Here is a 14,783-nt window from a genome sequence, read left to right as displayed (position 1 = left end):
CGAATGCAAGGATTTTATGAGCGAAGCGGACACCCCTTGGTCCCGACTGGCGTCCCGTGTCACGCGGGTCGTCCTTGCACGAAAGGACGTGACTTACGCCGCGCTGGCGGAGGCGCTCGCTGCAGAAGGAAGCACGGACGGTGAACGCGCGCTGGTCTCCCGCATTTCCAGAGGGACGCTGAAGCTGAGCTTGCTGCTTCAGATTATTTCAATTACGGCTGCCACCCCGCCTCAACGATGGGCTCAGGCGCTTAGGGGCGAAGGCAGTTGGGAACAGAAAGCTCGCGACGTGATTGCAAGCGAACTCGCGCGCCAACCGACCAGCGACACTTCCGAACTCTCTCGGCGCCTTGCCCGCCTCGGCGCCTCCGTGCCTGAGAAGACCCTGGAAGCAAACATTGCGACCGGGAGCATGCCCCTCTCCCTTTTCTTACAACTGCTTCTGGCCCTTGGGTCCGACTCGCTCGAACGGTATGTCGACTACGACGACCTTCTGGATGCCGCCAAAGCTACATCGCTGGACGAGAGCGACTAGCGCTGGTTAAAACCGGAAATGACCTTGCGTTTCCGTGCTGAGTGCCTACACTGGATAAGTGCGAAAAAAATCGCACCTTATGGAGCGCCAGAAGCCGAACTATACGAGCGTTCCCCGTCGTTGAGGGCAGCAAGCCAAGCCATGCCTTGGACATGCCTCGCTGACTTCGCGGAGCGCACCTTCATGGAGACAGATGATGCCGGTCTGGTCCCTTCCCTCCGTAGACATCGAACCGGAGCTAGCGCTGCAGCACTGGCGCGTCATGCAAACAGAGCGCGATGAGCGACACCTTGTCGGCATGCGAGCCGACACGAATGTGGCCCGAGTCACCTCCGCTCTTCGCGAGTTCGATGCCTTTGCGTTGGTCGCCGTCAGCAGCTCCGGCCGACGCTACCGACTCGTCAGTGAGCCCGGATGGACGCACGACACCATTTTTCTGTGGATAACGTGGTGTCTGAAGAACGGTGTAAGCAGATGTTCCGACGTGACCTCCGCCTATTTCTATCCACCGTTCGGCAAGCCGCAGTCGCGGTGTAAAGCGCAGGTCGATACGGGAGACTAGCGATGCCGGCCTGGAAAGCAGCTCCCCTAGCAGAAAAGCCGACCATCACGTTATCTGACTGGTGCGTCTTCCAGATTGACGCCGGCACACGTCGTCTGGTTGGCCGCAACAAGGGTAACGGCCATGGCCGCGTAAGCTCACCAATCGAGGCGGTCGACTACCCTTCGCTTCGTACGCGCACCCGGTCGGGTCGCGTGTACGAACTCCACGGTCCTAAAGGGCTACCTTCCGTTGCGAGCTACACATGGCACCGCTGGTGTCAGCTACACGACGTCCTCTGGTACGTCGACGTTTCGTCGCAGTTTCGGAACGGAGGCTGCCATGACGATGCCTGAAGAGCGGACGAGGGCCATCACCGAGACACGTCAATTTCTCGAGACGCTGCTTGGCGCCGAGGATGAAATCATGTGGGGGCTAGTCCGGACCATGGCGGGTCAATTGCTTCGACACTATCCCCTTGACGTCGACCTTAGTGTCTCTGCGTCAGCTTTGCCCGGCGTTTGGGCTCCCCCAAGGGATAAGCAATCGTGACCACAACTCCCGATGGGCAAAGCACCGCAGCGGCGAGAGCGGCGCCGACAGCGCGCCTCGCCGAACACGCGAGCGTTGTCTTCCTCGACATAGACAACACCCTGCACGCCTCGGATGCTTATCTCAAAGACGGAAAAGTCATCGCGGGTTCGCCCACGAGCAGCCTCTTTGAGTTCGCTCCCATCCTCGAACAGCTCCTCACACCCTATCCCTCTCTTGTCATCATCCTCAGCAGCTCAGGGGTGCAGGTTCTTGGATACGAATTTACCGTAGCGCAGTTGCCGAGCGACTCATTGCGAGCGCGAGTACGTGGCGCGTTTTTCGAAAGAGAAGACGCAGCGGATAACGGGTGGCCTGCCTTGCCGCGAGGGACCCAGGTTCTCCGATTCGTTCAGCGCCATAAGCTCGAGCGGTGGCTTGCCATTGATGACATGCGCGCCGGCTTCGAGGGATACGAGGCGCGACTGATTCACTGCCAAGTTGGCGTTGGTCTTGGCGACAAGGACGTTCAACGAGTGCGCGCATCTCGCTTAGAGGAGATATCCGGACAGCCTGATTCACTCCCGTCATCCGGCGCATCTACTCCGGAGCAATCGACATGAAGGTAAAGCGACTGAGACGCCCGAGATTTGTCGGTACCGAAGCAGCGCGGATTATCGGATATGCGCTAAACGGGGTTGCAAAAGAACTGGCTCGGCTGCTAAAGCGCCATCTAGCACGGCGGCGACGCATGCTGACCAGACGAGGCGAGACCGGGGTGTCTAAAGATGATGTCGCTCGCCTTCTAGACCGAGCGTTCTCAAGAGCAATCCTGCGTCCGCGCGGCAACGTGGTCCGTGCGGCCAGACAGCGGAGCGCTTTGATGTACGCGCTCGCCGCAGCAGATGTGCCTCCAGCTCTACACGTACCTGGCGCACCAACGGAATTGCTTCGCGCCCGCAAGCGGAGGAAAAGATGACAGTATCTGTCAAGCAGTCGCAACACTCGCTCGCCGACGTACCGACGCTCTACCTCAATTTCGGAGGCGTGCTCAACGTTGGTCATGGTCTACTAGACGAAAGGGGCAACATCGCATTGGATTCAGGCAGGACGCCGTTCGAGTTCGCGCCCTATCTCCTTGACGTTCTCACGCCTTACCCGCAGGTGCAAATCATCGTCACGACCTCTTGGCTGCAAAGCCTGAGCGCCGGGAAGACTATCGCGCTGTTACCGGAGCAATTACGTCGCCGGGTGGTCGGAACAACGCTCCATACGCCACCACGTCTCGGCGAAATCAGGGATGGCACAGCGAAGACGATGTCCGTCATCCGTCACGCAGCCAAACACGGCCTGACAAGATGGCTAGCGCTTGACGATGAGGCATGGGGCGTGCCCCCGGACTACCAGCAACATTTCTTGCGCACAGACCCAGAAACAGCGCTAGGAGCGCCAGAAGCACGCAAGCAATTGCGAGATTGGCTCGACATTTCATGCCGGCAATGACCGCGGCTTGAGAACAAGAGGCGTGTGCCGGCCTCGCCGTGAGGGAGACAAGACGATGCGAGTGCGACACCTACTGTACAAGTTGAGAGACGCCGACCCGGACGCCGTCGTGCTGTATCTCGCGCCGTACGCGGACGAAAGTGATGCGGATGAGATTGTCCACGTCAACGTACCGACAGATAGTTGGACCTGCGAGCGTCATTATCCCGCGGACGGCCGAGTAGACCAGGTTTTTCATCCCACCCACGGTGGCTTATCGCTCGGTTGGGACCCGGAGACGGACGAACAATCAACGGTCCGTGTGGTCATATTGTCTTCAACACCGGGAGCTGTGGATGGCTAAGACCGGCTGGGAAATTGCGATGAGCGTCGTGGGCTGCCGAGTGGTCGCGTACCGTCGTTAAGGTTTTCGCAGGTGGACATGAGACGGAGCCAAGCGATGTTGAACCGCTGTACACAGCGATGGCGGAAATTGACCCTAGGAAACCACTGTGGACACGAGCATCCGAGGCGCTTCGCTCGCGCGGATACGAATTGCCGCTGGGTCTATATCCGGGGCCTCGCATATTTACCCTGTTCGTTGAGCGACAAGCGGGTGGGGATTCCACGCCGATACCCGAAGCTTGCGTGCAAATCTTCGTCGTCGGCGAGGTCATTCGAATCCGAATCGTAGCTGCGCCCGGTACTGCGCTCAACTCGCAAAGAATAGCGGCTGGCAAGCACAAGACGGTTGTTGATGTAGCAAAGCAAGTCATTGCTTATCTTCGCAAGCACTAAACGCAAGTCGTACGACCAGATGTTTTCCCATTATAGGAGTTGCATCATGCTGCAAGTCACCGTTGAATTGTTGCCCTTCGGCGACCCTGACGCCGCGACGCGCAAACACCTCGGGAAAGTCGAAATCGTCAACGTAGTCGGTGACCGAGCGCGGGCGTCGTATGAAGTCCGTGTTTTTGACCAGGCCGGGGAACGAATCGCGACGGGGCATCTCGAGAACTACCCTCGATTTGCGACCACGGTGTGGGACCTTGTCGCCCGGGGTGTCGCGACGGCTCTTGCAGGCAGAGAGGAACTTCCGGCGCGGCCCTTAACAAGGGAGACATGATGCTGAGCAGTGCAATTCCGTCGCGCAACAAAGTGCGGCGAGCATTCTCTTACCCGCTAGCGAGTCCCGATTTTGCGTAAGCTAGATGGTACTGGCATGAGTGTCTAGGACGTGGTCGCGTCTCGAGGTCTGTCAGATGATAAAACGCACTCGACCGATAGCAATCAAAGTAACCGTAAGTGAGAAAGATTTCGCCATCGGTTCGGCTGCGAGCCGGGGGAACTAGTGCAGCATTGTCTCTTGCTCGATTCGGCTCGGGGCAAGTGGCTGGCTGATGTACACAACGACGCCACCAGTTCCTAACTGGTGGCTCGCAGTGACGGTAAAGGACACGGCAAACCATTTTTCCGGCATGGATGCAAAATATCTCCGCGTTGGAGGGCGTAGCGATACCCGCATTCGCTATCGCCACATAGGTGTTGGGCGGCGGACAGGGAGACTTGGTGCCAAAGCGCGGGCGGACATCGCCCGCGTGGCGTACATGATTTGCATGCACGCGCCGGATGAGGTCGACACGATTCTTAAGCTGCCATCCCGACGCATCGGACGTATGTTCAAACGGGCGCTACGCCGCATACAAAGGACGATGCGTAGGCGCGAGCGCTTCAGACGTAGGCCGAGAAGCTGTGTCTTCCGAATTGCGACCGAGAATTCATCGAAATGCTGAAGTGCACGCCGCCCCGGCTACAAGTCGCGGTCGTCAACGACACGAAAGAGGCACGACATGAAATTGCTCAACCCATTCGCCGAATGGCTTCTCCGCTCCGCTTCTCGCAGAAGAATGTCGACAGGCTCGCGTTGAGGCTCGGCGGGACCATCTCGGTTCTTGCAGCAGCGCTTGCCACCGAAGTCTCGGTCATGTTGGTAATACAGCAAGGCATCCCTCATCAGGAATTTTTCAACCATTCGTCGCATTGGTCACGAACCTGACGGGCTGTCGCAATGCAAAGTCGCAAGACCCGTCATGAGCGGAAAGTAGCCTGACTCCAGGCCGCGATTCGTCGGGCAGCGATTAAAAAATATACTGAGAGATATCAAAAATGATGCACCAGGATACCGCGAGCGGTCGCCTCGAACGTAGCATCGGGAACGACCGCCTCAGACGGGCATTGGCGGCCCGCCTTGACAGGGCGTTCAAACGGGCAGGCCTCAGTTCTGCGCGCGCAGCAACGGCGCTGGGTGTCAGCAAATACCACGTGGACTACTGGCGACAGGGAATCACCGTGCCGCCGTTGAACATCTGTACGCGTCTTGCCGCCGACCTCAACCTCGACGTTCATTGGCTTTGCACAGGGCAGAGTCGGGACGCCTAATCCGCATTGCATGACGATGGCGGAGCATCGGCTCGGTGTGCCGTGCGTCCGTACGCGATACGCCAGGTGTGCCCGACGCGCCATCGATTCAAGCCGGTGCGACTGTGCTCGTGCTTTTCTTTCCGCCCGCTCGTCGGCTCGTCAGCCAGTTGGTGGGGCAATAAAACCCAAAGTGAAGTGGTGTCGGAGAGCCGGCCTACCTCGCGCCGGCTTTTTCCAGGCCAATAAACCCTTCGAAGGCTGTCATCCTCAAGGGCGGGCTCGTGTATTACGCCTTGGCCGTGACGACCGGCTTGCCCGCCTTGTCCACGACTTCCACCGCTTCCATGGCCTGCTGCTGGAACGCGGCACCCGCGTCTCGCATCACCTCGAAGCCCTTCGACCAGAACGCAGCAAACGTGCCACTGCTGGCAGCGCGTTCTTGCCGAGACTTTCGGCGAGCGCTTGAGTTTCACGAACGCACCCGCTCACCAGCTTCTGACTCTCCGACAGCTGTTGGCTGCTGGTATGCGTGACAATTTCATTGACGTTCCGCCAGTAGGCGTGCACCTTCTCGTTCGTCGCCGCGGTCTGTCGCCTCTGCAACTCGAGCAATGACTGAGGCTCTTCGGAACGTTTATGGTGGTCTTGTCCTTGACGAGCGTCGGCAGAAAGTCGCCTTGCACGCATGGGGCGTGCAGTCGTGTTCTGAGGTCAATGGGACAGGTTCTTCGATTGTACCGGCGATACCTGAAGCCGCCAGCCGGTCCAGAGGAAGTGTGTTACTGCGACTCAACGGCGTCAGCTCGCGCTTGCGCAATCTCGACCGGGTATTGGTCGTGGTACGCGTCGAACAACAGTTAGCACAACTGAGCAATTGAATCCAGGCCGACGGCCTGGTCTGCGTGCTCGACCTCTCGTGCGTTGAGTACGTCGTCGATAACCGGGGCGAGACGGCGCAATTGCCGGAAAGTGGCATCGTCAAGTTTCATGTTGGACCTCCTGTCGTCAGCTGGTGGAGCGCATCCTCAGCTGACCAGTCCCAAGATGTTGCTTACGCTTGACCTGCCGGGCTTTTGAATGTCCTGAGCGAACTCCGACCAATTTCATAATGTCTCTTCCGTCGACCATCCTGGCGTTTCGACGCTGACCTCGTACTGTCGCATCGCTCGTGGTCCCTGTCGCTTAACTGGCCCGAGGAGGAAGTTAGCCGCGGCGATAGTCGTGATAGCCGCGCGCGTCCCAGTCGCGCCTATTCCGATAACGATGTCCGTCCCAATACCGGTCACCATGCCAGCCGATGACTAATTCAGGGCCCGCGATGACTCGCGCTGGCGCGTAGGGGCGCGCTGCTCATAGACGGCAGACGGCGGCGGTGGCCCGAACGCAACCCGTAGCGGACTGGTAGTTGTCGGTCTTTCCCTTTTCGGGTCACATTCTTCTATCGTGGTCAGGCATGCGCGGGCAATCTAACTTCGCTTGAACCTTGCAGAGTGCTGTATTCGAGCTGTATTCGCGTGCGGTGAGTGTGCACGAGAGGGGGCTGGAGCGCCAGAGTGCGCGTGGACGACCTCAAGGTATTCCAGCGGAACCCGCTCAAGCCGTTCTGGCCGCCGCTCACCATCCAGCGGGAATTCGACGCTTACGTGCTTTCCCGTGGGCTCATGCGCTATGACCTGCCCGACCCGACCTCGAAACCGGCTTGCCGAACGGTCGTCGAGTGCACTCAGGCGAGCAGCAGTGAATATCACGGAAATCTTTTTTCTTATCTGGGACACAAGAAGCTCCTTAATTCCATTGTTCAGAGGATAGGAAACAGGCGTAGGTAACGCAAGGAAAAAAAGGGGTCCCCACCCAAGCCGTTTTGGCATACGGCGGCTCTCGTGAGGGTGACTTCTGCCTCCGCCGCCACGGTACCGGGAGCACCAAGCGTTGCTGTAGGCACGGCAAAGCAAAAAAATCGACAGCCCGCTGCACTGCAGGCCGCCGCGGAGCGCCAGCTATGCGAAGGGGCGTTGTGAGGGCGGCATTTTCGGATACAGAACGAGCGTCCGTTGTCTGTTCAATCGCCTGCCCGCCGTTGCAAAGCGACGAATCAGCGGCCCCAGGCACGGCCCTTGCGGCACTTCGTTCGTCAGCGGCAGTCGCTTTCACGACATCCCCTCTTCGGAGGTGAACCATGAAACTTAACAATAGGAGGTTTTGCGCTTCGGCCCTCGTGATGGCGCTGGCGGCAATCACATACGCGCACGCTGGCGGCACTGCTGGCGGGACGTTAAGACCGGGGGTCGGTTCGATGACAGCCCCGAACGACAGTGGATACGGTTCGCCGGATGTCACACGCGATGGCGTCGGTGCGATGCAGAGCAGCCCTCCGACTGGACGTTCTAACCGCGGGAAGGCCAATGGCCTGAATATGGGTACCCGTAGCGGCGCGAACAGCGACGTGAACAGACCACGGTACGGCCCAAAAGAAAACAGCCAGTAGTGGTAACAGCGGACTGCACGCGGCGTTAACATCGCGACAGGCTCACTCGACAAGCAACTAGCGCATGCCTGCAGGCTCGGTGAACGCGTGGACCAGTCGACGGCTTCGTCCCGCGGAAGAGTCGTCAAATTTGTCGCCGGTTCGTTTCACGAGACAGACTTCGTCGTTGACGATGATGTCGCCAAGGCTGAGCCGGGGCGCGCTGGTGACCTTGAGTCTGGCAGAAACGTCGCGACGGCATCGGTCAGGTCGTCGGCTTTGGTTCGGGACAAGGCCCGCCCTCCTCGATACATCGCCTGTCGAATTCGTCCGACTGTCTTGCCCCATCCGAACACCTGCTCAATCCGCTTATGTTTTTGCTGGCTGACCGCGTAACCCGGCCAACTGGTTCGCTCGTCAATCGCTGAGCCCCCTGGACGCCCATCATTTTGCGCCACATGAGGCGTGACGCGATTTGCCCGACAGGTGGCGACAAAGCCGCCCGTGTCGTAGTTCTTGTCTGCCCCGACCGTAATGCCGCCCCGGGCCACCTTCGCGGCGTCAGCAAGCATTTGCGCGGCGCAGTCGCGCTCGGCGGTGCCCGTCGCCAGCGCACCTGCGCGTTGACTGCTAGGCCGTGCCGGTTGTCAGTCAGTACATGGCCCATGTAGCAAAGCATCGCACCGGTTCCTTTGCTCTTGCGAAACAGGCGGGCCTGCTCGTCGGTCGTGGACTGATGCGTCGCGTTACTGCGCTTCTGACCGTGCCAGTTGTCATTGGGCGCCGGCGGTTCGTCGGGCGGCGTATCGTCTTCGTCCGGACTTGCCTTCGGCACAAAGCTCTTGTGTCCCGCCCATGCCTGAATCAGCGTGCCGTCAACGCTAAAGTGCTCACCCGACAGATGCCCACGCTCGCGCGCGGTCTCAACCGTCTCGTTGAGGAGCAATACCAGCACATCGTGTTCAAGCAACCGGTCGCGGTTCTTGCTGAATGTCGAGTGGTCCCACACCGTCCCATCCATCGCTGCTTGTCAGCGATGAGCCTTGCGTAGCGATAAAAACCGACTACCCCCATGTCATCTACTACGACCCGTGTTCACGGACTCCGATACTCCACAGCGTATCCAGGCGGTCTCTGCCTACTTCCAGTATCGATTTCACGTCGCGTTTAGTGCCAATTTCAACGGCGATGCCGGGGTACAAGCTATGGAATCGAACGTGGTTCGCGGGTTCGAGGCCCTCGTTGCTGACTGGGGAAAATGCCAAATGCTGGAGCGGTCATAGACCGCAAGAAGGTCCAGCCCATCAATCCATTCGCGCATCAGTCAACTTGACGTCACTGGACGGTTCCCGTTTCGGTGTAACCAATGAGCCGATTTTGTCTGCGGGAGTTGCGGGCAACCGCTGATTTTTAGCCCACTCGAGGACTGCCACGCCGCGATATTCGCTGGGATTTTGTGCGGCTATAGACAAAGACGGTAATGCCGACAAACTGTTTGCCCTCGCGGGGTAAACCGTTTTCTACGGGAGCGCTGCGTTGCGCCTCGACTTGAAACCGCCTTGCTCGCGCGTCGGCAGTGGGAAACATGAATGATTTGACGAGCACGTCGTTCAGATGACTAAAAAGTAATTTCTGCGTCATCGCTCGTCCAGATTTCATTCCCCAGAATGGACACCGTTCGGAATCGAAACTTATCGATTCCGCCCCGCTCTGGAGGAGCATATGCAGCCCCAAGCTATTGCCGCTGCGCTTATTGCTGCAACGCGCACCACGTCCGTATTTGCCGATGGCAACCACGACCGCCCGGAACCCCTCGTTTCGACCACGTTACCGTCCGCGACCGGCGCCAGCCCACCGACTTCCAATGCGACGGTCCCAACCGCCCAGCCACCGCAGCAAGGGAACACCAGAGCGCTTTCGACGGTCTCTGCTGTCGCAACCACTCGCGTTGCTCCCCGCTCCCGCTACGTGTCTTGTCTCCCGCATCATTCAAAAGAAAATCGTGTTTAAGTTAATTGCGTTGCTCGGCGCGGCAGCGTGCCTGGGTGGTTGCGCGGTCGCACCAGGATATGGATACGCCCAGCCATACGATTCAGCGTACGGCTATCCCTTCTACGGGTCGGGGTACGATACCTGCAGTATCTGGGGCGGCTGCGGTGGCTGGGGCGGCTATCGCTGGCACGGCGACCATTGGCACGGTGGATGGCACGGCGGACATGAGGCCGGACATGGAGGTGGACATGAAGGTGGACATGGAGGTGGACACGGTGGTGGAGGCGGACATGGTGGTGGAGGCGGACATGGTGGCGGCCGCTGACATGCTCCCCTGGTCGCCGATGAGGGACCGGCCGTACTACGAACACCGGTTGGCTGCGTGAGAGTTCCCCCTGCCCGCCCCGTACTGTTGCCGCTGCCCTACGCCCGTCGGATATGACGACCGAAAGCTCCAACGGAAGGGGTGTCCAATTGATGACTCGACGACTCGAGCAAGCTCGACGCTTGCTCGCTCTTGCGCAGACTGGGCTCCACTATTCGACTGGGCCGTTCGATACCGAACGCTACCGCGAGATAGCGAACATCGCTCACGCCCAACTCGCCGAAATTGCCGACATGAGCGCCCAGGAAGTCGCGGAACTGTTCTCCAAGGAAGAAGGGTACGCGAATCCCAAGGTCGATGTTCGATGCGCAGTGTTTGACGAAATGGGCCGCATACTTCTTGTACGGGAAGCAGCAGAGGGACTGTGGTCGCTGCCCGGTGGATGGGCGGACGTGGGAGCGACCCCTGCCGAAAACGCCGCGCGCGAGGTTCGCGAAGAGAGCGGCTATATTGTGCACATCACTCGGCTGCTCGCAGTGTGGGACATGCAACGGCACCCGCATCCACCATCGTTGTTTCACATCTGGAAACTGGTGTTCCTCGGCGAGATTGTTGCCTCGGGCGAGTTGGTCCGCGGCGAGACGGATGGCGCCGATTTCTTTGACCTTGACGCTTTGCCGACGCTATCGCTGGGGCGTGTTTTGCCGGAACAGCTGCGTCGGCTGGATGAACTGCGTCGTTGCGGCGATGTCGAGTTCGACTAGACATCCGAGTCGGCTGTCCTCGCGAGGGGCAAAGTCGTTGGCGACCACGGCAGCACAGGCCTGCTCTCAACTCCTTATTCGTGTCGGCTCGCTATGTTTTAACGACTCTTTGTCAGCAAAACTTCCCGCCGTATGCACCTTCGCCCTGACAAAGAATGAATATTGAAGACGTCTACCGGAGGCGATGAGCATGCATCGCCACTACGACACACGCTCGCTGACCGCGGTGACCACAACATTTGTCACGCTCGCCGGAACTCCAGCGGTCTATTGGAGCAATTCCTGGCTACACCGGAGCGCCCCCCGGTTTGGATAGTTGGCGGCCTGCTTGTGTGGCTAGCTTTCAGTATTTACCAACGACTCTCGATGGTCACGCCGGATTTGCATTGAAGTTTGCCGAGTTTGCTGAATGCAATGCGAGCGCGACACTCACCGGTGTCTCGCGCGACACGCATCTCTTCGACGAGACGCAACTCGCCCAGTCGTGCGCAAGGGTTCAGGCTACCGTTCGGAGTAACTCGTAATGCCGCAAGACTCGATACGGCTCGCTGGCGCGACTTCCGCCGCGGGCTCGCTCGTCGCGCAGCTCAAGGCGCGCGTTCTGCTTCTGGCCGCCTTTGTCGGCTCCATGTGGCTGGTCTTTTTCCTGTCCGCTGCGCTGCCGTTCCTGCATCTGAACCGGCACGGCGTGGTGCCGCGCACGCTTGGCGGGCTGCAGGGCATCCTGTTTGCCCCTTGGCTGCACGCAAGCCTGGTGCACCTGATAGCCAACACAAGCGGCCTCCTTATTCTCGGATGGCTGTGCATGTGGCCGCGCATCGACAACTTCTGGCAGGCGACCATCGGCGCGATGCTGGGCGCGGGCCTGTGCGCCTGGCTGGTCGGTGCGCCTTACTCGGTGCACATTGGCGCGAGCGGCCTGGTGTTCGGCTACGCCGGTTACCTGGTCGCCCGGGGCTACTACACGCGGCACATCGTCGCAATGCTGGTGGCACTGTTCGTCGCGGGCAGCTACGGGCTGACGACGCTGTTCGGCCTGATGCCGCTCTACCCTGGTGTATCGTGGCAAAGCCATCTCGGCGGTGCGCTGGGCGGCATCCTTGCCGCGCGCGCGGCGGCGCCGAGCCGTGCACGACTCTTATGACGCAGCAATCTCGGTCGCATTCACACATTGAGCGCAGCCATCTTGCTTTTCGTGCGTCTAGCTCAACATATTGCCCGTGTACCGCGCTACCAGATAACTGAACGTGAACCGCAAAATTCGCTCTCAAAAACACGGCCGCCCGGCTATGTCACCTTTACTGCGCGCGCTGACTTACAGCCACGCTTCGCTTGAGTCCGTGACGCAGGCGATGCTTCTGCGGTGCTACATTGCACTGGACGCTTTCCGACGGGGCCAAGGTTCACGCGACCTGTTTTCAGCGCTTGGTCGAACCCTTCTGATTGCGGAAGAACTCGGACGGCTCGGTCATCGGGCAAGCGCAGCCGGCGACATTGAATCGGCACAAGCCGCACTTATGCATGTCAACGCCGAGGAGCACGCGGGCGGCGGGTGGCGTGTCTGTGATGCAGATTACCTGGCTTTATCCACCGCTCTTGCTGTATTCAGTGAGCAACTCAGCGCTGCTTCCCTCAACGACATCGCGAAAGCTGAGGCTCGGATGCTCGAGAGTCTCCTTGGTTCGGAGCGGGCGACGCGACAGGTTAAAGAGCTGGCCTGAAGCCTTTTCATCGCCAGGCTTGCCGCCGTCGAATGCCGTCGCACCGTAGTGAGGCTTTCGGCCCGGACGAGAAGTGTCGTGCGTCATACTCAAGCGCGAGCTGGTCCTTCAGAAGGAAATGGCGGGCGCTCAACCAGAACCGGTTCACTCACAAAACGACGCGCTATCCAATTGCTACGCCGACGTCGTGCGTCGCAAATAAAAACGCCCCTCGGATTTTGGTCGCGAGGGGCGCTATCACGTCAGAACACTTTCGCTTACAGTGCGGCGTCCTTCAGCTTCTTCAGCGGGCGCACCTTAAGCCGCACCGAAGCGGGCTTCGCCGCGAACCACTTGTCTTCACCCGTGAACGGGTCCTTGCCGAAGCGCTTTTTCTTGGCGGGTACGTCTTGCGCGACAACCTTCAGCAGGCCGGGGAGCGTGAACTCTTTCGCGCCCTTCTTGTGAATCGATGCGAGCACCGTTTCTTCAAGCGCAGCCATCAACGCCTTTGCCGCCTTGGGTTCGACGCCTGAGCGCTCTGCCAGATGAATCGTCAGCGATGCCTTCGTGAACGAGTCCTTGATAGGTTTCAGGGGAGCAGCCGCAGCAGACTTCTTCGCAACCGGTGCAGCAGCTTTCTTGCTGGCCGGTGCTGCCGCTTTCTTCGTAACCGGAGCGGCGGCTTTCTTCGTTGCCGGAGCGGCGGCTTTCTTCGTAGCCGGAGCCGCAGTTTTCTTCGTGGTGGTGGTTGCCATGAGTTCCTCGCTTCTAGTCAAAGGTTGCCCAAGACCTTTGCCTTTGCATCGTCACCGACTAACGCAAAGGTACAAAACCTCGGGTTGGGCGCCAGCGTAACAACACCGGCATGAAGACGCAACGTCTGAGGCCTTAAACCAAGGGATTTTTGGCGTAGAAGTTAATAAAACGGTGACCTGTACTCTGCTTTAGGGACATTCGGCCAGTGAAATCCTACGGACCGTGGCTTCGAGTGGGACCTTAGTGATGGCGGAACCATCGAACAGACCGGCTCTCTGGCAGTCAGACGTCACCTGCGACGCGCTTTAGCTTGACGTTTCGACACGGCTTTTTATCCTTGAAATAGCGTGGCTGTGTTTGCCCGCCCGCCAACGCGGCAGACACGATGGAGACGGAAATGACGCCGACGGACGAAATCACGGTATAAACGTTCGGGCTGTCCGGCTTCCCATGCCCGTCCTACACCGTACTGCCAGCGGCGCCTTCGATTGCTCCGGCCGCTACGCCACCGCAATAGACGCTGGTGCGCCGGACGACCTGATGCCCGACGTGATGAAGGTTCGTGGCGTAACCGGCTGGATGCGACTCGCTGCGATGGCGCAGGCGAACGGGCTAACCGAGCGCCGCTCGACCGTACCGATAGACTGGGTCCTATCGAGGGAGGATGAGCATGTGGCAGTTAATCGCGGGGGTGCTGCTGCTGGTGTTCGTGTCGTGCGAGACCCTTGCAGCGCCGGTGGCCCCGAAAGAGGACGACACTAGCATCGGTCCGGCGAAGTGCGCGGAGTTCCAGCGCGACACCGTCGCCCAAAGCGTCCGCAGCGCCCAGTTCATCGACGAGCATGTCGAGATTGTCCCGCCGCAGGAGCAGAAGTACCTGGAGACGGGGAGCGCGGCGAGCACGCTTTCGGGCGTCAGTCGACACCGTTTTCTGTTCGTGATTCACCATCCTTTGTACAACGCGTGGCGCTTGCACAATTCGCTGCGGGAACTTATCCATTCGCTCCAGTCGATTGACGAACCTTCGCCGGGCGCGAACCCTGACACGCATCGGGTAAAGAAAGCAGCTTTTGCGCTCGTCTCAGTTGCGCGAACAGGTGTTCTGTTCGAGGCTTACTCGCGCGAGGACAGAGCGCGCCCGGCGCCGGTTATGGATGACGCGACTTTCCAGGTTGCCTCAGTCTCACTGGCTGAAATGGCACCAGCCCTCGCTTGGTTCGTCAGTTGCACCATGGATGCCGTGGAAAGCGGAAAGAGGTGACGAACCCA

Annotated in this window: 15 protein-coding genes and 1 pseudogene; 13 read left to right on the top strand and 3 right to left on the bottom strand. The window is 59.5% G+C overall.

All coding sequences use genetic code 11. The features are described 5' to 3' along the window. Window positions 1–16 precede the first annotated feature (16 nt). The 7 genes from OKW28_RS42060 (at window position 17) to OKW28_RS42030 (ending at window position 5,145) form a co-directional block, all read left to right on the top strand. Entirely contained in the window at window positions 17–535 is a 519-nt protein-coding gene (locus tag OKW28_RS42060; protein WP_429454224.1) for a DUF6471 domain-containing protein, read from the top strand. Between the two features lie 193 nt (window positions 536–728). Next, entirely contained in the window at window positions 729–1,097 is a 369-nt protein-coding gene (locus tag OKW28_RS42055) for a hypothetical protein (RefSeq protein WP_429454222.1), read from the top strand. 321 nt (window positions 1,098–1,418) lie between these two features. Further along, entirely contained in the window at window positions 1,419–1,628 is a 210-nt protein-coding gene (locus OKW28_RS42050) for a BPSL0761 family protein (RefSeq protein ID WP_429454220.1), read from the top strand. Then, window positions 1,625–2,230 (top strand): HAD domain-containing protein, encoded by a 606-nt coding sequence (locus OKW28_RS42045; RefSeq protein WP_429454218.1) that lies wholly within the window; start codon window positions 1,625–1,627, stop codon window positions 2,228–2,230. Before OKW28_RS42050 ends, OKW28_RS42045 begins: the two co-directional genes overlap by 4 nt. A 352-nt stretch (window positions 2,231–2,582) precedes the next feature. Further along, the gene (locus tag OKW28_RS42040; RefSeq protein WP_429454216.1) at window positions 2,583–3,110 is read left to right on the top strand and encodes an HAD domain-containing protein; all 528 of its coding nucleotides are present in this window, start codon (window positions 2,583–2,585) and stop codon (window positions 3,108–3,110) included. An 823-nt stretch (window positions 3,111–3,933) separates the two neighbouring features. Continuing rightward, window positions 3,934–4,215, top strand: a complete 282-nt coding sequence (locus OKW28_RS42035) for a hypothetical protein (protein ID WP_429454214.1) — start codon at window positions 3,934–3,936, stop codon at window positions 4,213–4,215. 660 nt (window positions 4,216–4,875) lie between these two features. Next, complete coding sequence (locus OKW28_RS42030; protein ID WP_429454212.1) at window positions 4,876–5,145, top strand: hypothetical protein; 270 nt, start codon at window positions 4,876–4,878, stop codon at window positions 5,143–5,145. 1,222 nt (window positions 5,146–6,367) lie between these two features. On the opposite strand, the gene OKW28_RS42025 is transcribed toward OKW28_RS42030, so the two are convergent. Then, window positions 6,368–6,499, bottom strand: coding sequence for a hypothetical protein (locus OKW28_RS42025; protein WP_429454210.1), 132 nt, complete (start codon window positions 6,497–6,499; stop codon window positions 6,368–6,370). Between the two features lie 570 nt (window positions 6,500–7,069). On the opposite strand from OKW28_RS42025, the gene OKW28_RS42020 reads away from it, so the two are divergent. Then, the gene (locus OKW28_RS42020; RefSeq protein ID WP_429454208.1) at window positions 7,070–7,336 is read left to right on the top strand and encodes a hypothetical protein; all 267 of its coding nucleotides are present in this window, start codon (window positions 7,070–7,072) and stop codon (window positions 7,334–7,336) included. Window positions 7,337–8,141: 805 nt separating this feature from the next. Here OKW28_RS42020 and OKW28_RS42015 read toward each other — a convergent pair. Continuing rightward, window positions 8,142–8,998: pseudogene (locus OKW28_RS42015) on the bottom strand (IS5 family transposase); the annotation flags it as partial. Window positions 8,999–9,976: 978 nt separating this feature from the next. On the opposite strand from OKW28_RS42015, the gene OKW28_RS42010 reads away from it, so the two are divergent. From OKW28_RS42010 to OKW28_RS41995, 4 genes are all read left to right on the top strand, one after another. Beyond that, window positions 9,977–10,291 (top strand): hypothetical protein, encoded by a 315-nt coding sequence (locus OKW28_RS42010; protein ID WP_429454206.1) that lies wholly within the window; start codon window positions 9,977–9,979, stop codon window positions 10,289–10,291. Window positions 10,292–10,443: 152 nt separating this feature from the next. Then, window positions 10,444–11,055 (top strand): NUDIX hydrolase, encoded by a 612-nt coding sequence (locus OKW28_RS42005; RefSeq protein ID WP_429454204.1) that lies wholly within the window; start codon window positions 10,444–10,446, stop codon window positions 11,053–11,055. A 523-nt stretch (window positions 11,056–11,578) separates the two neighbouring features. Beyond that, window positions 11,579–12,199, top strand: coding sequence for a rhomboid family intramembrane serine protease (locus OKW28_RS42000; protein ID WP_429454202.1), 621 nt, complete (start codon window positions 11,579–11,581; stop codon window positions 12,197–12,199). A gap of 103 nt (window positions 12,200–12,302) precedes the next feature. Continuing rightward, entirely contained in the window at window positions 12,303–12,776 is a 474-nt protein-coding gene (locus OKW28_RS41995) for a hypothetical protein (protein ID WP_429454200.1), read from the top strand. A gap of 257 nt (window positions 12,777–13,033) precedes the next feature. Here the strand turns inward: OKW28_RS41995 and OKW28_RS41990 are convergent, their stop codons facing one another. Beyond that, window positions 13,034–13,513: an HU family DNA-binding protein gene (locus OKW28_RS41990; RefSeq protein ID WP_429454198.1), complete on the bottom strand. Its 480-nt coding sequence runs from the start codon at window positions 13,511–13,513 to the stop codon at window positions 13,034–13,036. A 671-nt stretch (window positions 13,514–14,184) separates the two neighbouring features. Here OKW28_RS41990 and OKW28_RS41985 point away from each other — a divergent pair. Continuing rightward, window positions 14,185–14,775 (top strand): hypothetical protein, encoded by a 591-nt coding sequence (locus tag OKW28_RS41985; RefSeq protein WP_429454196.1) that lies wholly within the window; start codon window positions 14,185–14,187, stop codon window positions 14,773–14,775. Window positions 14,776–14,783: the final 8 nt, after the last annotated feature.

The sequence above is a fragment of the Paraburkholderia sp. 40 genome (assembly GCF_050434105.1).
Lineage (GTDB): Bacteria > Pseudomonadota > Gammaproteobacteria > Burkholderiales > Burkholderiaceae > Paraburkholderia > Paraburkholderia tuberum.
The sequence above is the reverse complement of the archived record's forward strand: the minus strand, read 5'-3'. Positions and strand labels throughout refer to the sequence as shown.